At 72.2% G+C, this 20,267-nt stretch carries 17 protein-coding genes, 1 tRNA gene and 1 pseudogene; 13 read left to right on the forward strand and 6 right to left on the reverse strand.

Going from position 1 to position 20,267, the window contains the following annotated elements; genetic code table 11:
- Positions 1-727: 727 nt before the first annotated feature.
- Positions 728-1,162: a nitroreductase family deazaflavin-dependent oxidoreductase gene (locus Actkin_RS25860; protein ID WP_189213575.1), complete on the reverse strand. Its 435-nt coding sequence runs from the start codon at positions 1,160-1,162 to the stop codon at positions 728-730.
- Positions 1,163-1,367: 205 nt separating this feature from the next.
- On the opposite strand from Actkin_RS25860, the gene Actkin_RS25865 reads away from it, so the two are divergent.
- The 7 genes from Actkin_RS25865 (at position 1,368) to Actkin_RS25895 (ending at position 10,947) form a co-directional block, all read left to right on the forward strand.
- Entirely contained in the window at positions 1,368-1,652 is a 285-nt protein-coding gene (locus Actkin_RS25865) for a hypothetical protein (protein ID WP_258904562.1), read from the forward strand.
- A 60-nt stretch (positions 1,653-1,712) separates the two neighbouring features.
- Entirely contained in the window at positions 1,713-3,260 is a 1,548-nt protein-coding gene (locus tag Actkin_RS25870; RefSeq protein WP_258904563.1) for a SulP family inorganic anion transporter, read from the forward strand.
- Entirely contained in the window at positions 3,257-5,971 is a 2,715-nt protein-coding gene (locus Actkin_RS25875) for a DUF2309 domain-containing protein (RefSeq protein ID WP_258904564.1), read from the forward strand. Before Actkin_RS25870 ends, Actkin_RS25875 begins: the two co-directional genes overlap by 4 nt.
- A 484-nt stretch (positions 5,972-6,455) precedes the next feature.
- Positions 6,456-7,538, forward strand: coding sequence for a proton-conducting transporter transmembrane domain-containing protein (locus Actkin_RS25880; protein ID WP_258904565.1), 1,083 nt, complete (start codon positions 6,456-6,458; stop codon positions 7,536-7,538).
- The gene (locus Actkin_RS25885) at positions 7,535-8,608 is read left to right on the forward strand and encodes a hypothetical protein (RefSeq protein ID WP_258904566.1); all 1,074 of its coding nucleotides are present in this window, start codon (positions 7,535-7,537) and stop codon (positions 8,606-8,608) included. Before Actkin_RS25880 ends, Actkin_RS25885 begins: the two co-directional genes overlap by 4 nt.
- An 18-nt stretch (positions 8,609-8,626) precedes the next feature.
- Complete coding sequence (locus tag Actkin_RS25890; RefSeq protein ID WP_258904567.1) at positions 8,627-10,552, forward strand: glycogen debranching N-terminal domain-containing protein; 1,926 nt, start codon at positions 8,627-8,629, stop codon at positions 10,550-10,552.
- An 83-nt stretch (positions 10,553-10,635) separates the two neighbouring features.
- On the forward strand, positions 10,636-10,947 hold the full coding sequence (locus Actkin_RS25895; RefSeq protein WP_189213582.1) for an STAS domain-containing protein: 312 nt from the start codon (positions 10,636-10,638) through the stop codon (positions 10,945-10,947).
- Here the strand turns inward: Actkin_RS25895 and Actkin_RS25900 are convergent.
- From Actkin_RS25900 to Actkin_RS25910, 3 genes are all read right to left on the reverse strand, one after another.
- The gene (locus Actkin_RS25900) at positions 10,936-11,406 is read right to left on the reverse strand and encodes an MSMEG_6728 family protein (RefSeq protein ID WP_189213583.1); all 471 of its coding nucleotides are present in this window, start codon (positions 11,404-11,406) and stop codon (positions 10,936-10,938) included. The genes Actkin_RS25895 and Actkin_RS25900 overlap by 12 nt on opposite strands.
- Positions 11,406-11,885 carry a TspO/MBR family protein gene (locus tag Actkin_RS25905; RefSeq protein WP_258904568.1) on the reverse strand — a complete coding sequence of 160 codons (480 nt, stop codon included), beginning with the start codon at positions 11,883-11,885 and terminating at the stop codon, positions 11,406-11,408. The genes Actkin_RS25900 and Actkin_RS25905 overlap by 1 nt, the downstream gene beginning before the upstream one ends.
- A 154-nt stretch (positions 11,886-12,039) precedes the next feature.
- Complete coding sequence (locus Actkin_RS25910) at positions 12,040-12,681, reverse strand: HSP18 transcriptional regulator (protein ID WP_258904569.1); 642 nt, start codon at positions 12,679-12,681, stop codon at positions 12,040-12,042.
- Positions 12,682-12,795: 114 nt separating this feature from the next.
- Between Actkin_RS25910 and Actkin_RS25915 the strand changes: the two genes are divergently transcribed.
- Positions 12,796-13,221, forward strand: coding sequence for an Hsp20/alpha crystallin family protein (locus tag Actkin_RS25915; protein WP_189213585.1), 426 nt, complete (start codon positions 12,796-12,798; stop codon positions 13,219-13,221).
- Positions 13,222-13,272: 51 nt separating this feature from the next.
- Complete coding sequence (locus Actkin_RS25920; RefSeq protein WP_258904570.1) at positions 13,273-13,677, forward strand: DUF6292 family protein; 405 nt, start codon at positions 13,273-13,275, stop codon at positions 13,675-13,677.
- Between the two features lie 46 nt (positions 13,678-13,723).
- On the opposite strand, the gene Actkin_RS25925 is transcribed toward Actkin_RS25920, so the two are convergent.
- Positions 13,724-14,821, reverse strand: coding sequence for an ABC transporter ATP-binding protein (locus tag Actkin_RS25925; RefSeq protein ID WP_189213587.1), 1,098 nt, complete (start codon positions 14,819-14,821; stop codon positions 13,724-13,726).
- A gap of 283 nt (positions 14,822-15,104) precedes the next feature.
- Here Actkin_RS25925 and Actkin_RS25930 point away from each other — a divergent pair, with 283 nt between their 5' ends.
- The 4 genes from Actkin_RS25930 (at position 15,105) to Actkin_RS25945 (ending at position 18,405) form a co-directional block, all read left to right on the forward strand.
- Entirely contained in the window at positions 15,105-16,412 is a 1,308-nt protein-coding gene (locus Actkin_RS25930) for an ABC transporter substrate-binding protein (protein WP_189213588.1), read from the forward strand.
- Positions 16,413-16,472: 60 nt separating this feature from the next.
- Positions 16,473-17,444, forward strand: coding sequence for a carbohydrate ABC transporter permease (locus Actkin_RS25935; RefSeq protein WP_189213589.1), 972 nt, complete (start codon positions 16,473-16,475; stop codon positions 17,442-17,444).
- A complete protein-coding gene (locus tag Actkin_RS25940; protein ID WP_189213590.1) occupies positions 17,441-18,265 on the forward strand; it encodes a carbohydrate ABC transporter permease in 825 nt (274 codons plus the stop codon). The genes Actkin_RS25935 and Actkin_RS25940 overlap by 4 nt, the downstream gene beginning before the upstream one ends.
- Before the next feature lie 68 nt (positions 18,266-18,333).
- A tRNA-Arg gene (locus Actkin_RS25945) sits at positions 18,334-18,405 on the forward strand.
- A gap of 578 nt (positions 18,406-18,983) precedes the next feature.
- Here the strand turns inward: Actkin_RS25945 and Actkin_RS25950 are convergent.
- Positions 18,984-20,261, reverse strand: a pseudogene (locus Actkin_RS25950) (recombinase family protein); the annotation flags it as partial.
- Between the last annotated feature and the right edge of the window lie 6 nt (positions 20,262-20,267).

Raw genomic sequence — 20,267 nt, forward strand, 5'->3', positions numbered from 1 at the left:
CGCAGGCGAGCTTCCGGCCCGCCTTGCCCCACGGGCAACTATCGGCCTCCCCAGCTCGCCCATCCCAGGCCACCGCCCCGCCGACCGCAGGCAGCATCCGGCCCTCTGTTCCACGGACAATCACCGGCCTCCCCGCCTCTCCCCGGCCTCCGCGAACCAGCCCACCGCCCCTGCACCCACCCCACCGCCAGCCGCAGGCAGGCTTTCGGTCCGCCTTGCCCCACGGGCAACGATTGACCTTCCAGGCGCGTCCTAAGCCGCCGCGCCCCGCCGAGCGTGGGTGGCTTCCGGCCAACTGCCCCACGGGCAACCAATAGCCTTCCCCATTCGCGCGTCTAAAGGCACCGCTTCCGACCGCAGGCGGCTTCCCCTGTCCCACGGCAACCGCTGGCCTTCCCCGGACTCAGCGAACCAGCCCGCCGCGCTCTGCACCCACCCGCCACTAGCCGAGTGCGGACTTCCGGGCCGCCTTGCCCCACGGGCAACCAGGCCCGCCTCGGCCCGCCCAGGGTCGCCCACCACGCTTCCCCGGCCCGCCCCTTGCCCGCACGGGCAAGCACCGCCGGCCTTTCCATCCCCCGCCCCCAAGGAGAGCCGCCGCTCGGCGGGGGTGCAGCTTCCGGGTAGCGCCTTCTGCCCGCTGCGCTCGTTGGCCCGCCCGCATGCCAGCCAGGCGACCGTCCACTCTGGAGCCGCGCGGATCGGGGCTGATCCGCGCGGCCTGGTCTTAGAGTGGCTCGAGGACGAAGACCGGGATCTCGCGGTCGGTGTTGCGTTGGTAGTCGGCGTAGTCCGGGTACGCCTCGACGGCCTTGTCCCACCAGAAGGCCTTCTCGTCGCCGGTCACCTCGCGGGCGCGCATGTCCTGGCGGCGTGGGCCGTCCTGGAGTTCGACGACCGGGTCGGCCTTGACGTTGTGGTACCAGACCGGGTGTTGGGGGGCGCCGCCCAGGGAGGCGACGACGGCGTACTTCCCGTCGTGTTCGACGCGCATCAGCGGGGTCTTGCGGATCTTGCCGGACTTGGCGCCCCGGGTGGTCAGGATGACGACGGGCATGCCGCGCATCGTCGTCCCCTCCGTGCCCCCGGAGCTCTCATACAGCTCGACCTGCTCCCGCACGTGCTTCTCGGGGCTGGGCTCGTACTCGCCTTGCAGCGGCATCCGGCGTCGTCCTTCCCTCGGTGGTGATCCGCTCCGATCGTCGCCCACGGGCCCGCGCCCCGCCAACCGGGACGGAATCGAGGCGTGGTGGTGATCACAGTTTTTCGATGACGCCGACAATGGGAATGGGCAAACCTTGACGAATTCAACCGCCATGCCATGATCGATTGAAAGCGGGTCTCGACCGCGGAGGGGGGCGGGAAGAATGCTGGTCGCAATCGTCGCCGCCATTGTCATCCTCCTCTCCGGCCCGGCCGTGAACACCCCGGTCGCGGGCGCCGACGCCTGCGCTGCACACGCGGTGGCGACCGCGCACGTCGAGCTGGAGTCCTTGCAGGACGCCGAGAAAGCCGTGCCGCCCTTGGGCGACTCGACCGGCCTGCCACCTCGGCCGCACCCCGGGCGCGAGACCGCGCGACAGGCCCGGTCCGTCGCGCCGCTGTGCCCGCCCGTGCGCGGTTCACCGGACGGAATGTCCATTTCCGCCTGAGCCGCCCGATATACGCGCGCGCCCTTTTCCGGCGCGCGTCTTCACCCCCGAGGAATATTCATGAATAGCCACTCGCGCCCCGAAACGGCGGCGCGGGGCTTCACGTTCGCCGATGTGAAGTCCGGTTTCCTGGTCTGCCTGATCGCCCTGCCGCTGTCCCTCGGGATCGCGTTGGCCAGCGGTTTCCCGCCGATCGCAGGCGTGATGACCGCGATCGTGGGCGGGGTGCTGGTGACCCTGTTCGGCAGCGCCCGGCTGACCATCAAGGGACCGGCGGCCGGGCTGATCGTCATCGCCGTCGGCGCCGTGCACGACCTCGGCGGCGGCGACATGGTCGCCGGCTACCGCAAAGCCATCGCCGCAGGCGTGGTCGCCGCGGCGCTGCAGATCCTATTCGCCCTGTTCCGGGTGGCCACGATCGGGATGATCCTCTCGCCGTCGATCGTGCACGGGATGCTCGCGGCCATCGGCGTGATCATCATCGCCAAGCAGGTCCACGTGCTCGCGGGCGTCGAGCCGGAGGCCGAGACGCCGGTCGGGCTGATCGCCGAGATCCCGCACAGCCTGCTGCACCCCGACCCGACGGTGCTGCTCATCGGCGCGACCGCGCTGGTCATGATGGTCGTCCTCCCGATGGTGCGCGGCCTGCGCCTGGTGCCCGCGCCGCTGGCCGTGCTGGCGGTGGCCGTGCCCGCCGCCCTGCTCACGCACCTGGCCGACGACAAGCTGGTGAACCTGCCCGGCTCGCTGGCCGACGCGGTCGTCCTCCCGGACTTCAGCCAGGTCCTCAGCGGCACCTCGATCCAGTACATTCTGATGTTCGCGCTGATCGGCACGGTCGAGTCCACGCTGACGGTGATCGCCGTCGACGGGATGGACCCGCTGCGGCGCGCGTCCGACCTCAACCGGGACCTGCTCGCCCTCGGCGGCGGCAACCTGGTCTGCGCGCTCATCGGCGGCCTGCCGATGATCTCGGAGATCGTGCGCAGCAAGGCCAACGTCGACGCGGGCGCGACCTCGCGCTGGGCCAACTTCTCCCATGGCGCGTTCCTGCTGCTGTTCGTCGCGCTCATCCCGGGCGTGCTGCAGCTGATCCCGCTGACCGCGCTGGCCGCGATGCTCGTCTACACCGGGTTCCGCCTGGCGTCGCCGAGCGCGTTCCGGCACGCCGCGGCCACCGGCCGGGACCAGCTGGCGCTGTTCCTCACGACGTTCGCGGTCACCCTGCTCACCGACCTGCTGGTCGGCGTGGGCGCGGGCCTGCTGCTCAAGCTCGTGCTGCACCTGGCGCGCGGCGTCCCGCCCTCGGCCATCGTGCGGCCGAGGGTCGACCAGACCAGGTCCGGGCCGGTGCTGCGGCTGAGGGTGCGCGGCGCGGCCGTGTTCCCCGCCTTGCTGCCGATCCGGCGCGCGGTCGCCGCGGCCGGTCCGGGCGTCACCGAGGTGGTCGTGGACCTGAGCGACGCGCGCCTGGTCGACCACACCTTCCTCGACCGGCTGGAGACGCTGGCCAAGGAGTGGCCCACCGCGACGCTGACCATCGAGGGACGCGCCGGGCTCGCCCCGGTCGCCGACCACCCGCACGCGACCCACCGGCGGCGGCCGTGATCGGGAAGCTGATCGACCACGCGGCCGCGCTGCTGCCTGCGCAGGGTCCGCTGCAGACGTTCATCCACCACAACCCGCTGCACGCGTTCGAGGACATGGAGTTCACCGACGCGGTCGCCGCCGCGGCCCGGCTCCACGGGACCGAGCCCTACCAGAGCGAACGCTCCTTCCACGACCTGCTGCGCCAGGGCCGCGTCCAGACCGCCGACATCGACGCCGTCGTCGCCGAGGAGGTCGACGACGGCGGACGCGTGATCATTCCCGGCGGGCCGAACCGCGCGGTGTTCCACTGCGAGCGCCTGCACCACTGGGTCGACGTGCCCGCCAGCGAGCGCGTGCCGTGGCTGCTGGCCGAGACCGACGCGCTGACCGCGGTGACCCCGCTGGCCTCGCCGGGGCGCCGCGCCGCGCTCGCCGGAACGAACCTCGGCGCGCTGTGGCGCCACCTGGCCGCCCTCGCGCCGCAGAAGGTGGCCGAGCCCCCGGGCGTGCGGCCGAGGGACCGGCTGCTGGCCACCACCGGGGCGGACGCCGACCACCTCGCCCATCCCGTGCTGATCCGCGTCACCGCCGCGTTCCTCGACCAGGGCGTGGCCCACTGGCCGATGCCCGCGCGCGACCACGGCCTGCTCGCGGCGTTCCGCGCGCTTTATGGGCGGAGACTGCCCGACCAGGGGGGCTGGGACGCCGAGACCACGATCCGGTGGGCGCTCGGCGAACTCGGCGTGGCCGAGGCGGACTGGGCCGAGGTCATCCAGGACACGCTGCTGTCCCTGCCGGGCTGGGCGGGCATGGTGCGCCACCTCGAACACCGGCCCGACAGCGCGCCGGTCGCCGCGCCGCCCGCCCGGCTCGCCGACTACCTCGCGGTGCAGCTGGTCCTCGACGTGGTCGCCGCGCGGTCGGTCGCGGCGCTGCCCCGGCGCGCGGTCCCGGAGCCGGGACCGGACCTCGCGCTGGTGTACGAGGCGTTCGTGCTGGCCCAGGTCATGCCGGTCGCGGTGGACGCGCTCGCCGACCCCCGGCACGCCGCTGCCTGGCTCGGCGCGGTCGCCGAGTGCGACGACCGGCGCAGGCGGCGGCTGCTGCACCTGGCCTACGAGCGCCGCCACCGCGAGGACGTCCTGGGCTCGCTCGTCGCCCACCAGCGGCTCGCCCGGCCCGCGCCCGCGCCCGCGTGGCAGGCGGTGTTCTGCCTGGACGAGCGCGAGGAGTCGCTGCGCAGGCACCTGGAGGAGACGGACCCGCAGGTGGCGACGTTCGGCGCGGCGGGCTTCTTCGGCGTCGCCATGCGCTATCGGGGCCATCGCGATGTGCGGGAGCGTCCACTGTGCCCGGTCGTGGTCACGCCCACGAAGACGGTCACGGAGGTGGCCGACACGCGGCATCGCCCGACCCTGCGGGCGCGGTGGCGCAGGCACCTGCACGTGGGGTCGCGCACCCTGGGTCGTGGCGGGCTTCTGGCTCTGATGCTCGGGATCGGACATGCCCTTGTCCTTGTTGGACGGTGCTTGTTCCCGAGCGTGGCGCATCGGGTGTTCGACCGGTCCGCTCCGGCGCGGAACACCAGACTCGTCCTGGAGCCGGAGTTCAGCGTCACGGAGATGGCGGACGTGGTCGCCGGGATCACGCGGGCGACCGGGCTGGCGGCGGGCTTCGCGCCGCTCGTGCTCGTGGTGGGGCACGGGTCGACCAGCATGAACAACCCGCACGAGTCCGCGCACGACTGCGGCGCGACCGGGGGCGGGCGCGGCGGGCCGAACGCGCGCGCCTTCGCCGCGATGGCCAACCACCCGGGCGTGCGCGCGCGGCTGCGGGAATCGGGCGTGGACATCCCGGAGGGGACCTGGTTCGTCGGTGCGTACCACAACACCGCCGACGACACGGTGGCGTACTTCGACACCGACCTGGTGCCCGCGCCGCGCGCCGCCGACCTCGACCGGGCGCGCGCGGCCCTGGCGGCGGCGTGCGCGGCGGACGCGCACGAGCGCTGCAGGCGGTTCGGGTCGGCCCCGGCCGACCTGCCCGCGCACCGCGCGCTCGGCCACGTGCTGCGCCACTCCGTCGACCTCTCCCAGCCGCGCCCGGAGTACGGCCACGCGACGAACGCCGTCTGCCTCATCGGCGAACGCTCCCTCACCCGCGGCCTGTTCCTGGACCGACGCGCGTTCCTGGTGTCGTACGACCGCGACCTCGACCCCGACCAGACCCTCCTGGACGCCTTGCTGCGCGCGGCGGGCCCGGTGTGCGCCGGGATCAACCTGGAGTACTACTTCAGCTTCGTCGATCCGGTGGGCTACGGGTGCGGGACGAAGCTCCCGCACAACATCGTGGGCCTGCTCGGCGTGATGGACGGACACGCATCCGACCTGCGCACCGGGCTGCCGTGGCAGATGGTCGAGATCCACGAGCCGGTCCGCCTCCTGCTGGTCGTCCGCGCCGCCCCCCGCCCCCTCCTCGACCTCTGCCTCCGCGACCCCGCCCTCGCCCGCCTGGTGGGCAACGGCTGGATCCGCCTGGTCGCCTGGAACCCCGAGGACGACACACTCCACCTCTTCACCGACGGCGCCTTCGACCCGTACACCCCGGCCGACGTCCCGCTGCCGGTCGTCACCACCTCCCAGGCCGCCTACGCAGGCCAACGCGGCCCGGCCCCCTACGCCCACGTCCGATCCCCCCACCCCGCCCCCGTCCTGGACGGCACTCCATGACCGGCTGTTCAGCGGCGGACAGGACAACCACAGCCGCCCGGCACGGCCAGGACAGCACCCACGCCCAACCCGATGCGGCGAAAGTCCCACTGGCTGCCCTAGCCGGCAGGGCGAAGACCCCGACGGATGGGATGGTCGGTCGGGCAAAGAGCCCCACGGACGCGCTGGCCTGCCGCGCGAAGACGCCCACGGACGGGTTGGCTGGCGGGGCGAGGGTTCCCAAGCTGGCCGAGGGAGCGAAGCCCCTGTCCGGCGGTGGGGCGAAAGCCGCGGCGGGCGACCCTGCCGATGCGATGAAGGTCGCGGCGAGTGGTCTGCCCGGCTGGGCGAAGGTCCCGTCGGGTGTTCCAGGCGGCTGGGCGAAGGCCGCGTCCCGACAGAGCGGGAAGCGCAAGCGTTTGCGGTCGAAGGTTCTTCGTGGCGCCCACACCACGCCGCAGAACCTCCGCGCTCCCCTCCCACCGAACACCCCCGGTGGTGCGCGATGACCGGCTGGTACCTGGCACCACTCGCCCCGTTCGTCGGGTTCGCCGGTATGGGCGTGGCGGCGTGGTTCGGCGCGCGACTGCCCGAACGGCTGGTCTCCTGGGTCACCGTCAGCGGCTGCATGGCGGCCGTGCCGGGCGCGTGGTTCGCCGAAGGCTGGCTGGAGCGGTCGTTCGTCGTGCTCGTCGGGGTGCTCGGCGCCCTGATCGGGATGTTCTCGCGGCGGTATCTGCATCGGGAGCCGGGGTTCCTGCGGTTCCACCTCCTGCTCTGCCTGTTCGTCGCCGCGGCCGAGGTGGTCGTGGTGGCGCACGACCTCCGCCAGACGCTGGTCGGGTGGGAGGTGTGCGGGCTCGCCTCCGCCCTGTTGATCGCCTTCTTCCACCAGCGGCGCGGACCGCTCGACCACGGGCTGCGGGCGTTCTGCGTCTACCGGCTGTGCGACATCGGGCTCGTCCTGCTGGTCACACTCCCCCACGCGCCCGCACCGGTCGCGGGTGGGCTGGTGCTGCTCGCGGCCATCGGCAAGTCCGCGCAGTTCCCCCTCGGCGGGTGGCTGCCGCGCGCGATGGAGGGGCCGACGCCGTCCAGCGCGATCTTCTACGGCGCCATCTCGGTCAGCCTCGGCCCCTATCTCCTCCTGCACACCCGACCCCTCTGGGACGCCTCGACCCTCGCGCACGCCGCGATCATCACCGTCGGTGTCCTCACCGCCCTCCACGCCACCGTCATCGCGCGCGTCCAGACCGACATCAAGAGCGCCCTCGCCTACGCATCGATGACCCAGGTTGCGCTGGTCTTCATCGAGGTCGGACTCGGCTGGACCGTGCTGGCCGCGGTCCACCTCGCCGCGCACGCCGTGCTGCGCACCGGGCAGTTCCTGCGCTCCCCCAGCCTGCTCCACGACCACCACCTGCTCGAACAGGACCTCGCGGGCCCCCTTCCCCCCACCGGCCGGTTCTTCACCGCCCTTCCGGAGCCCGCGCGCATCCACCTCTACCGCTACGGCATCGCCCGCGGCCACACCGACACCCTGCCGCGCGCCATCACGCACCTGCTCCGCAAGGCGGCCAGGCGATGATCTCCCTGACCGCGCTCGCGATCTCGGTCCTCTGGGCCGTCGCCGCGCTCTCCTCGGGCACCCGGGCGACACCCGCCGCCGCCCGACGGACCGCCGCCTGCTGGGCGACCGGCCTGCTCGCCGTGTCCCTGATCCCCGCCGTCGCCAGGCCCGCGGACCCGCTCGGCGCCTGGCTGGGACTGCCCATCGCCCCATGGGCGCCGGGCACGGCGCTGGCCGCGGTCTGCGTCTGCGGCCTGCTCGCCACCGCGCTGGCCCCCGCGGCCGACCACCCGCCGCGCACAGTGGCGCTGGTCTGCCTGCTGTTCGCGGCGGCCACGGGCCATCTCGCCGTCCGGCACCCGGTGGCCGACGCGCTGCTCTGGGCCTGCTCGATCGCGCTGGCCTGGCCGTTCCTGCGCGGCCCCGGCTACCTCATCGCCCAGGCCGCGGGCATGGCCTGCGCCGGCTGGGGCGTCCCGCTCGGCGCGCTGGCCCGCTCGGTCGCCTGGACGACCCGCGCGCCGATGGCCGTGCTCGTCGCGGTGACCGCCGTCCCGGTGCACGCCACGGCCTTGCCCACCCCGGTGCGCACCGCGGCGGCGGCGTTCGCGGCCGTGGCCGCCGCCTACGCCCTCGCCCAGGTCGACGTCCGGCGCCTGCTCGCCGGGCTGGCGCTGTCGCTCAACGGCTTCCTGCTCGCGGGCGTCGCCTGGCAGGCGCTGGCCATCGCCGTCTCCGGCCTGGCGATGACCACCGCCGCCCTGGAGGCCCGCCGCGGCGGCCTGTCGCTGGCGATCCCGAACGGCAGCCTGACCGAGACACCCCGGCTGGCGGTCGCGTTCCTCGTGTTCGGCATGGCCGCCGTGGGCTTCCCGCCCCTGCTCGGGTTCGCGGGCGTCCACCACGCCATCGAGGCGACACCGCTGCTGGCGCTGGCCGCGGCCGTCAACGGGATCACCGTGCTGCGCGCGTTCCTGCGCCTGTTCGGCGGCGTGGTCCACCGCACCGGCGAGCACGACCTGACCCGCATGGAGCACTACGCCGTCACGATCGCGGCGGCCACCCTCGTCGCGGGGGTGCTGGTCTAGGCGCGGACACTGGTCGGCATGAGGCATCCACTCGTGCACGACCTGGTCGTCACCACGGCCGCGCCGTCGGTGCTGCTCTGCGGGCAGGACGGCCAGCTGCGCGGCACGGGCGCGCACGGCCTGCTGCACGGCGACCGCAGGGTCCTCTCCGGGGCCGTGCTGACCGTGGACGGCCGGGAGCCGGAGGTCATCGCGGGCCGGGACGGCTTCCTCGGCCTGCTCCGCGACCTCGACGCGGGCGCCGACCCGACGGCCAGGGTCTGGCGCAGGCGGACGCTGCGCCCCGGCGTCCTGACCGAGCGGCTGGAGCTGGAGCTGCCCGCCGGGGAGCACACCGTCGAGGTCGTGCTGTGGGCGGACCTCGCCGGGATCGAGCACGTCCGCTCCGGCGTCGAGGACCCCGCGGTGCCCGCGCTGGCCGACGGCTGGGCCGCGCGCGGCCTGCGCGCCCGGGTGAGCGCGCCCGGCGCCGACGTGCTCGCCCGCGGCGACGAGCTGGTGCTGCGCTGGACGCCCACCGGTCCGGCGAGTCTGGAGTGGACGCTCGAAGTGGACGACCCGGACGCGGTGTTCGCGGCCGCGGCCTCGGTCGTGCCCCGCCCGGAGGTCGTCTGCGACGACCCGCGCCTGGCGGCCGTGGTGAACCGTGCCGTCGACGACCTCGACTCGCTGCTGCTCGCCGACGGCCCCGACGCCTTCGCCGCCGCGGGAGCTCCCTGGTACCTGACCCTGTTCGGCCGCGACAGCCTGTGGACCGCCCGGCTGGGCCTGCCGTGGACGACGGCGCTCGCGGGCTCCACCCTGCGGGTCCTGGCCCGCGTGCAGGGCGTCAGGCACGACCCGGCGACCGGCGAGGCGCCCGGCAAGATCCCGCACGAGCGCCGCCGCGCCGGGTTCCGGCTGGGCGGGATGGTCCTGCCGCCGCTGTACTACGGCACCATCGACGCCACCGCGCTGTGGGTATGCCTGTTGAGCGACGCCCACCGCCACGGCCTGCCCGACGACGAGGTCCGCGCCCTGCTGCCCGCCCTGCGCCACGCCCTGGAGTGGATCGCCGAGTCCGGCGGCCGCTACGTCGACGAGACCGGGCAGGGCCTGGCCAACCAGGGCTGGAAGGACTCCGTCGACGCGGTCCGCTTCGCCGACGGCAGCTTCGCCGTGCCGCCGATCGCGCTGGCCGAGGTCCAGGGCTACAACCACGAGGCGCTGGTCGCGGGCGCGGCCCTGCTGGAGCGCTTCGGCGAGGACCCCGGCGGCCACCGCGCCGAGGCCGACCGCATAGCCGCCGACTTCCGGGCCCGGTTCTGGGTCGACGGCGTCCCCGCCATGGCCGTCGACGGCACGGGCGCGCCCGTCGACTCCCCGGCCAGCAACATGGCGCACCTGCTCGGCACCGGCATCCTCACCCCGGCCGAGTCGGCCGCCGTCGCCGCGCGGATCGCCGAGCCCGACCTGACCACCCCGTACGGCCTGCGCACCATGTCCGACCGGGTCGCGGCCTACAACCCGCTGAGCTACCACTGCGGCTCGATCTGGCCGCATGACACCGCGATCGCCATCCGGGCGCTGGCCGAGGACGGCTTCGGCGACCAGGCCGCCGACCTGGCCGCCCGGCTGGTCCGCGCGGGCGCGGCCATCGGCGAACTCCCCGAGCTGTACGCGGGCTACGCCGACGGGCCCGCGCCGATCCCGTACCCGGCGGCGTGCAGGCCGCAGGCGTGGTCGTCGGCCGCCGCGCTCACGGTCCTCACCGCGCTGCTGGGCCTGCGCGTCGACGGGCGCGAGATCACCCTCCGACCGCCGCGCCCGATGCCGCTGGGCGCGCTGGCGGTGTCCGGGATCCCGCTGCCCGGCGGCGAACTGGCCGTCGCGGTCGACCGGGACGGGACCGTCCTGAGCGCGACCGCGCCGGAGGCGTATCGGATCAGGCGGGCGGACCCGTAAGATCATCTGAGTACGATGGGCTCACCCGGGGTTGAACCACCAGCCCGGAGTCCGTCCGACACCGTGATGGCAGGCGGTCCCCGATGGCTGACGGCGCGGTCCAGGTCCTGGTGACGCTGCGCGCGCGAGGACCGGCGGCCCGGATCTGCGGCGCGCTCGACGCGACGACGACCGCGGCCGCGCTGGCCGAGCTGACGCCGCTGCTGCGGCTGCCCGGCTCCGCGCTGGAGCTCGACCTGTCCGAGGTCTCCTTCTGCGACTCCGCGGGCCTGCGCATGCTGATCGACCTGCAGACGACGGTGACCGCGGCGGGAAGGTCGCTGGTCATCGCCGACCGGGGCGCGGTCGTCGCCCGGGTGCTCGAGCTGACCGGGACCGAGAGCCTATTCGCCTGAGCGGTCCGAGGCGGGCCACACGTAGGGCAGGTCCGGCGGCACGTCCGGGAACAGCCGCCGGTAGTGGTCGGGGGCCTTGCGCACCAGCGCGGACTGGTGGCTCAGGTGGACCGACGCGTCCCCCAGCCACGGCGGCACCTCCCCCGCCGCGCACAGCTCCCACTGCCCGCGCACCTCGGCGATGTCCCTGGCCCGCCCCAGGTCAGCCCGCAGCGTCGCCGCGCACGTGTCGGCGTGGCCCGCGGCGCACCAGACGGCGCAGATCTCCAGCCCGTACCGGACCAGCGCCTCCTCGTACCCCGACCACATCCGCACGGCCGGGTGCCGCCGCCACCCGTACCCGGGCACAGTGAGCCCGCGCAGCACCTGGATCGCCTCGACCCGCTGCTTGCCGAGCCGCTTGGGGTCCAGCACCCGGGCGGTCGCGGCGAAGTCGGCGTAGGGCAGGAAGGTCTGCATCAGTTGAGCACCACGATCGCGGCGTTGAGCGCCGTGGCGTAGCCGACCCACAGCGCGTACGGCACCAGCAGCGCGCCCGCGACCCTGTGCAGGCGGAAGAACCACCCGGTCAGCACGACGACGGCGACCAGCAGCACGACGATGTCCACGAGGGCGAGCCCGTACTCGCGCGCGGCGAAGAACAGCGGCGTCCACGCGGCGTTGAGCAGGAGTTGGGCGGCGTACAGCACCATCGCGGGGCCCAGCCCCCTGCGCCGCCACACCAGCCAGCCGGACACGGCGATCAGCACGTACAGCGCGGTCCACACCGGCCCGAACAGCCAGGACGGCGGCGCCCACGGCGGCAGCCGCAGCTGCTGGTACTGCGCGCCCGCCGAGCCCGCGGCGATCGCGCCGACGACGGCGACCGCGGCCACCGCCGCGCCGAACACCAGCAGGCCCGCGACCGACGACCGGGGGCTCGTCGGGACAGCGGTCATTCCCCACCTCCGCCTGGGACATCCTCAGCACAGGTGGTACCCGCGATCGCCGACGGCTACACGCGCCCCGGACGCTCCACTCAGGACTTCGCCGGGCGCGGAGGGCCGTCCGGGCCGAGGTCGCTGTCCGGCCCGGCATCCCGGCGGGCGTTCCTCACCCGCTTCGCCGCGAGCCGCCGGGCGTGGCCGCGCGCTCGTCGCTGATCTCCCTGCGCACGCGCGCGGTCTGCTCGGCCACCTCGGCGATCCGGTCGGCGAGGCCGGGGTGGGTGCCGCGCAGGTGCGCGGCGGCGGCGGACAGCGGGTCGAGCAGGTCGCCGGGGTTGTCCGTGCCCAGCGCCTCGTGGATGCCCCGCCGCGCCTCGCCCGCCAGGCCGTCCACCGCGGCGACCTGGCCAGCGAGGCCGCGCAGCGCCGCGGAGTTGCGCCTCGCCCACTCGGCGACCGCGCGGTCGCCCGCGCGCCGGTCGCGCTCGGCGCGGACCCGGCCCTCGCCGGTGGCCTCCGCGTCGTCGGGCCGCAGCCGCAGGTAGCGCCGCTCGGCGGCCTGCCTGCTGGTGACGCCCAGCGCGGGGGCCAGCCGGGTCCAGCTCACGCCGAGTTCGCGCGCCGCGGCGATCAGCCTCGGCTCCAGCTCGCCGAGCTGGGAGCGCAGGTGGCGCAGCACGATCAGGGCGGACAGCACGTGCGCGGACTCGTCGGCGTCGCCCGCGACCTCGTGGATCAGCTCCAGCGGCGGGACGTCGCCGTAGCGCGCGCCGAGGTCGGCGCGTGCGGTCTCGTAGTCGTCCGACACCGCGGGCTCCTCTGTCATCAGATGGTTGACATCTCAGTTGTCGTCGTTCCGATGACATGCTACAACGGAGTCGTGCCGCATTGACACCCCGAACGACCAGGAGGTGGAGTACCGATGTTGATGCGCACCGACCCCTTCCGCGAGCTGGACCGCGTGGCGCAGCAGGTGTTCCAGGGGACGTGGACCCGGCCGTCGACCATGCCGATGGACGCCTACCGCCAGGGTGACGAGTTCGTGGTGGTGTTCGACCTGCCCGGTGTCGCGCCGGAGGCCATCGAGCTCGACGTCGAGCGCGACGTGCTGACCGTCAAGGCCGAGCGCAGGCCCACCGCCGTCGGCGAGGACGCGCAGACGCAGATCGCCGAGCGGACCCACGGTGTCTTCTCCCGCCAGCTGTTCCTGGGCGAGGCGCTCGACACCGACAACATCCGCGCCGAGCACGAGAACGGCGTGCTGACCCTGCGCATCCCGGTCGCCGAGCGCGCCAAGCCGCGCCGGATCGCCGTCAACGGCGCCGCGCCCAAGCAGATCGACGCCTGACCAGCCCCGGCGCCGGGCCCCGGCGGCCCGGCGCCCTCCCCGGACCCGGACATGATCCCCACGCTCTCCGCAGAAGCCATCGAACAGGGCCTGCGCGGCTACCTCGCCGCCGTCGGCGACCGGCTCGGCATCGGCCTGGAGTCCTGCGCCGTCGACCTCGGCCCGCCGCTGTCGGCCTACCTCGCCGTCGACCAGCGCCTTCCCGACCACCCCGACCGCGACGCCGCCCTGCTGTGGGACGAGCGCCACGGCTGGTCGGTGGCGGTGGAGACGCACTCCGGCGAGGACCTCATCGTCGTGGGCTACCTCGGCCCCGACCCGCTGCCGCGCCCGGACGCCGTGGCCCGGTTCCTCCGCGACGCCGCCCGAGGCGCGCGCTGCCGGACCGACCCGCCGGACGCCGACCCCGACGCCCTCGACCGGCTCGTCGACTACCGCGCCGTGGCGCTGACATAGCTGTGGCCCCGAACCGAACGGTCCGGGGCCACAGTCACGCTGAGACTCAGATGAGGCGGTCGCCGCTCTCCGGGTGGAACAGGTGCACTTCCTCGGGGTGGCGCAGGGCCACCCGCACGACCTGGCCGAGCGCGGGCGGCGTGCGCCCGTCGACCCGCATGACGACCCGCGAGCCGGGCTCGCCGGTGATCACGCCGTGCACCAGCGCGTCGGCGCCGAGCTCCTCGACCAGCTCCACGGTCAGGTCGAACGCCTGCGCGGTGTCGGCGGGGGCCAGGCTCAGCGACTCCGGCCGCACGCCCAGGGTCACCGACTGCAGGTTCTGCCGGGCGACGGCGTTGAACGCGTCGCGGCTCAGCGGCACGTTCATCCCGCCGAGCACCACGCCGTTGCCCGCGACCCGCGCCTCGCGCAGGTTCATCGCCGGGCTGCCCATGAAGCCTGCGACGAAGGCGTTGGCGGGGGTGTCGTAGAGCGCGCGCGGGGTGTCGCACTGCTGGAGCAGGCCGTCCTTGAGCACCGCGACCCTGTGCCCCATCGTCATCGCCTCGACCTGGTCGTGGGTGACGTAGATGGTGGTCGTGCCGAGCCGCCGCTGCAGGGCGGCGATGTTGGCGCGGGTCTCCACGCGCAGCTTGGCGTCGAGGTTGGACAGCGGCTCGTCCATGAGGAAGACCGCGGGGTCGCGCACGATGGCCCGGCCCATGGCCACGCGCTGGCGCTGGCCGCCGGAGAGGGCCTTGGGCTTGCGGGAGAGGTACTTCTCCAGGTCCAGCAGCTTGGCGGCCTCGGTGACCTTCTCGGTGATCTGCGCCTTCGGCATGCCCTGCAGCTTCAGCGCGAAGCCCATGTTCTGCCCGACGGTCATGTGCGGGTAGAGCGCGTAGGACTGGAACACCATGGCGATGTCGCGGCCCTTCGGCGGGACGTGCGTGACGTCGCGCTCGCCGATGCGGATCGTGCCCTCGTCGATGTCCTCCAGGCCGGCGAGCATGCGCAGCGCGGTCGACTTGCCGGAACCGGAAGGCCCGACCAGCACCAGGAATTCGCCGTCCTCCACGGACAGATCGAGCTGGTCGACAGCGCGGACCGGCGGTGAACCCGCGTACACCCGCGATGCCGACTCGTACCGGACCTCGGCCACCTCGTCCTCCTCGCAAAACTTGCGCCGTGAATGCATTCAGACGGCTTAGTCGCACAGCATGCCTCACGTTCGCGTCCAACACCAGAGCCTCGTGACAACGGATTGCTGGATCCGTCAAGAATCGGTAACGAACGCGTACCCGGCGGTACCGAGCGACTGCCGAGCGGTGCACAGTGCCTCACACCGCGACGGGGCGGGGCGCGCTTCCGCGCAACCGCTCCGTCTCTGAACCGATTCACATGGAGGCGCCGTGCCGACGCACCGGGCAGTAGGGACCACTCCCGTGCGCAAGACTCACCGTTCCACCGCGATCCGACTCGCTGCCATCGCCGCCGTCGCCGTGACCGCCGCGGCCTGCGGCTCCGGCGACCCCGCGCCCGCCCCGGGCGCCGGGAACGGGACTCCCGCCGCCCTCGAAGGCGTCGGCCCCATCACGCTGGCGTCGGGCAAGGACACGTCGGGCAACATGCAGAAGCAGGTTGACGAGTGGAACAAGCTGCACCCCGACCAGAAGGTCACCATCGTCGAGCTGCCGGAATCCGCCGACCAGCAGCGGCAGCAGATGGTGCAGAACGCCCAAGCCCAGTCCGACGCCTACGGCGTGCTGAACCTCGACGTCGTCTGGACGGCCGAGTTCGCCGCGAACCAGTGGATCGTCGCGCTGCCGGAGAACGAGTTCCCGCTGGACAAGCTGCTCCCGGCGACGGTGGAGACGGGCAAGTACTTCAACAAGCTCTACGCCGTCCCGACCACCTCTGACGGCGGCCTGCTCTACTACCGCAAGGACCTGCTCGACGCCGTCGGCGCGCAGCCGCCGAAGACCTGGGCCGAGATGCAGGAGATCTGCGAGAAGGTCAAGGCCGACAACGCCTCGCTGGACTGCTACGCGGGCCAGTTCGAGAAGTACGAGGGCCTGACGGTCAACTTCAGCGAGGCGGTCAACTCCGCGGGCGGCGTGGTCGTCGGCGAGGACGGCAAGCCCAACGTCAACACCCCCGAGGCGGCCAAGGGCCTGCAGTTCCTGGTCGACGGCGTCAAGTCGGGCATGATCCCGGCCGAGGCCCGCACGTACAAGGAGGAGGAGGGCCGCCGCGCGTTCCAGGCCGGTGAGCTGATCTTCCACCGCCAGTGGCCGTACCAGTACGCGCTGGCCAACGCCTCCGACGGCTCGTCGAAGGTCGCGGGCAAGTTCGCCGTCGCCCCGCTGCCCGGCCTCGACGGCCCCGGCGCCTCCACCCTCGGCGGCCACAACTACGCCGTCAGCGCGTTCACCCCGAACAAGAAGACCGCGCTGGACTTCATCAAGTTCATGGTCGACGAGAAGCAGCAGCGGGCGAACCTGATGGCCACCTCGCAGGCCCCCACCTGGGCCGCGCTGTACGACGACGCGGAGCTGGTCGAGCAGTTCCCGTACCTGCCGTTCCTCAAGGCGTCCATCGAGAACGCCCAGAAGCGGCCGTCGGTGGTCAAGTACCAGGAGGTCTCCACCGCGATCCAGGAAGCCGCCTACTCCGCCATGAGCGGCGAGGTCGCGCCCGCAGACGCCCTGGCGACCCTGCAGACCAAGCTGGAACAACTGACCGCGAGCTGATCGACGCGGACGGCCTCGGGGGTGTGCTGACCCCCGAGGCCGCCGCAGTTGGAGGACTTCATGACCACCATGGTCGGAGCTCCGGTCGATCCCAAGCCCGATGCGACACCCCCCGGCCCGGGCCGCCGGGCGGGTGTCGGCAGGCTGGCCGCGCTCCTCGTCTCGCCCACGCTCATCGTGCTGGCCCTCGTCGTCGCCTACCCGATCATCTCGGCGGTCCGCCTGGCGTTCTACCGCCAGAGCGACGGCATCGACCCCCAGACGGGCATCCTGATCAAGGGCGACGAATTCGTCGGCCTGGACAACTTCTTCGACATGTTCCGCGGCGACACCGGGGACCGGTTCCTCAACGCGCTGCTGAACACCACCACGTTCACCGTCGTCGCGGTGGGCCTGGAGATCATCGTCGGCGTCCTGATGGCGCTGGTGATGCACCGCGCGTTCCGCGGCCGGGCGCTCGTCCGGGCGAGCATCCTGGTCCCGTGGGCGGTCCCGACCGCCATCGCTGGCCTGCTCTGGCGCTGGATCTTCCAGGCCGACGGCGTGGCCAACGACCTCGTGCCCGGCGCGCCGATCCTGTGGACGGCCGACGGCCCGCCCGCGTGGCTGGCCGTCGTCATCGCCGACACCTGGAAGACCGCGCCGTTCATCGGCCTGCTCGTCCTGGCGGGCCTGCAGGTCATCTCGAACGAGGTCTACGAGGCGGCCAAGCTCGACGGGGCGACGCCGTGGAAGACCTTCTGGTCGATCACGCTGCCGCTGGTGAAGCCCGCGCTGCTGGTGGCGGTGCTGTTCCGGATCCTGGACACGCTGCGCATGTTCGACCTGCCGTACACATTGATCGGTCCGGGCAAGGACGCCACGGACACGGTCACCGTGCTCGCGTTCGAGGAAGCGGTGAAGTTCGGCAACTACGGCCAGGCATCGGCGTACTCGGTGGCGCTGTTCATCTACGTCGCCACGGTCGCCTTCGTCTTCGTCAAGCTGCTCGGCGCCGACGTCATCGGGGCGCAGCGGGGGAGGAAGCGATGACCCGAGCCCGCACCTGGCTGCCGTACCTCGGCATCGCCGTGATCGTGATCTACTGCCTGGCGCCGTTCTACTGGATGGTGGTGTCCAGCCTGCGGCGCACGTCGGACCTGTTCTCCGGCAGCCCCCTGCCCAACCCGCTGAGCCTGGAGAGCTACGCGGCCGCCTTCAGCCCCCAGAACGGCTTCCTCCGCTCCCTGGGCAACAGCTTCATCGTCGCTGGCGTCACCACGGTCGCCGTGCTGATCATCGGCATCCTGACCGCGTACGCGTTGGCGCGCCTGGACTTCCGCTTCAAGAACCTCGTCCTGGCCGTCATCATCACGACGTCGATGTTCCCCGGCATCTCGCTGCTGGTGCCCCTGCTGGAGCTGTTCAACGCCATCGGCTGGTTCAACACCTACCAGGCGATGATCGTGCCCAGCATGAGCTTCGCCCTGCCGCTGGCGGTGTGGAACCTGACGGCGTTCTTCCGCCAGATGCCCACGGAACTGGAGGAGGCCGCCCAGATCGACGGCTGCACCCCGGCCCAGGCGTTCCGCAAGGTCATCCTCCCCCTGGCGGCGCCGGGCGTCTTCACCACCGCGATCATCACCTTCATCGCGGCGTGGAACGAGTTCATCATCGCCCTGTCGGTGGTGAACAAACAGGAGCTGAAGACCGCCCCGGTCATCACCTCCCAGTTCACCGGCCAAGCCAACTTCGACGCCCCGTTCGGCACCCAGATGGCCGCAGGCGTGATCGTCACGATCCCCCTGGTCATCCTGGTCCTCCTCTTCCAACGCCGAATCGTGGCGGGCCTGACGGCCGGAGGCGTGAAGTAGCAGGTCAGCGTACGGGGCCAGGCCGATTTCGTAGCGCCGGGCCCCGTACGCTAGGCTTGCCGACGTTGGCCCCCGTAGCTCAGGGGATAGAGCACCGCCCTCCGGAGGCGGGAGCGCAGGTTCGAATCCTGCCGGGGGCACGTACAGCATCCGCACCAACCCCAGGTCGTCCCTGACCTGGGGTTTTGTGTGCCTGGGGTGTGTCCTGGGTGAGCGCGTGGGCGGCGTGGGTGGCTGCGTCGAGGTGGCTGGTGGGTAGGTCGATGGTGATGGTGGCGTGGTCGCCCTCGGGGTGCAGGCGCACGGTCAGGCCGGTGATCTCGAAGAGGGTGCGCAAGTGCTCTGGGGGTGCGCCTGGCAGGTTCAGGGCCAGGGTGGGTAGGGCGTCGAGTAGGTCGGGGTCGGGTGTGGGTTCGCTCGCGGTGGTGGCGTTGAGGGTGTGCAGGGCTTCTAGGGTGGCGATGCGTTCGGTGTCCAGGTCGTTGTAGCTCTGGCGCAGTGCGCGGGAGAAGGGGTCACCTAGATCGCTGTCTTGAACTTGTCGGATGAGGGCGTGTTGGCGGCGGGCGATATCCGCGAGGTGGCGTTGGAGGCGTTCGCGTTCGCGGTCTTGTTCCTCTAGCCTGGTGGTGTCTAGTGTGGACAGTTGGGCGGTGAGGATCGTGCGGCGCTCGGGTCCGAAGATGCGATCGGTGTAGAACGCGCCTACCGCGTCAAGGATGGAATCTTCGCGGATGTATTCGGCCCGGTGGTAGGCGGTGGGGTTACCGCGGTTGTTGTTTTTGGGCCAGCACATGTAGTAGGTGTCCGTGCCGCGGCGGACATTGCCGGACATGCGTCGCCCGCACGGGCAAAACACCATCCCGCGAAGTAGGTAGGTGCGGGTGGTTTGCGGGTGGGTGTTCTTCGTGTTGGCCCCGCGCGATCCTTGGCCGATCTTGCGGTGGGCGTTAAGCTCATCGAACATCCATTTTGGGATCAAGGGTTCGTGCACTGGGTCGGGGGACCATACCCATTTGCGGGGGTCGTTGATTTTTCCGCGCTTGGAGCGGGACGCGCGTTTGTTGAACACTTGGTAGCCGGTGTACTTGGGGTTGCGCAAGATGTCTGAGACGGTGGATTTACTCCAAGCCCCGCGGGCACGCAAACCGCCGGGCGGCTCAGGCGGTGGGTGGGCGGTGCGGTCTTCGTTGAGGCGGTCAGCGATTGCCCCGTATCCCAGGCGTTCGTGATAGCGCCACAGAGCGATCTGGGTCACGGTGAGCGCTTTCGCCCCGTCGGGGATGAGGCGGGTCTTTCTCTGTCCTTTGGCGGCTTTGGTGGGGTTGGGGTGGCGGAGGTGTTCGGCGGTGTAGCCGTAGGGTGGTTTGCCGATGTTGTAGCCCTCACGGGTGTGGGTGCACAACCCGCCCCAGGATTGTTCGAGAGTGTTGAGGACTTCGTACTCGGCCACGGATTGGTTGATCCGCCGCTGCAAGATCCGTTGCGCCCGGCTACCGGTCAAGGTGATGGGTTCGTTGGCGGCAAACAACGGCACGTCAGCATTTTCTAGGGTGCGTTCGATGCTGATGCCTTCGAAGGCGCGGCGGGCGACGCGGGAGATGGATTCACAGATCACCACATCGAAGCGGCGTCCGGGCTGGGCGGCTTCGGTGAGTAGGTCGGTGATGCCGCCGTCGCGGGCGATGGGGATGTTGAAGCGTTCGAATCCGGTGCCGTGGCCGCGTTCAGCCAATGTCTTGCGCCCGGACTCGACGTCGTAGAAGTGCGCCACGATCACCCACGTGTCCGGCACCGCGGCCTGGCTTGAGCCCAGCTGGCGTAGCAGGGACTGGCGGGGGTCTTGCTGGTCCTCGGTGGAGGTGCGCCCCAGAAACGCTGCCCGCACTGGCCCACCCAACAGGCTCACCGGCAACCCCAACGGGGACACCGCAAGGTCAGAGAGCCCTGATGGCCCTGATACCGGCACGGGCGGGTTAGTCGGTGGTGTGCTCATCGCTGC

This window comes from Actinokineospora sp. UTMC 2448 (assembly GCF_024760565.1).
GTDB lineage: Bacteria > Actinomycetota > Actinomycetes > Mycobacteriales > Pseudonocardiaceae > Actinokineospora > Actinokineospora fastidiosa.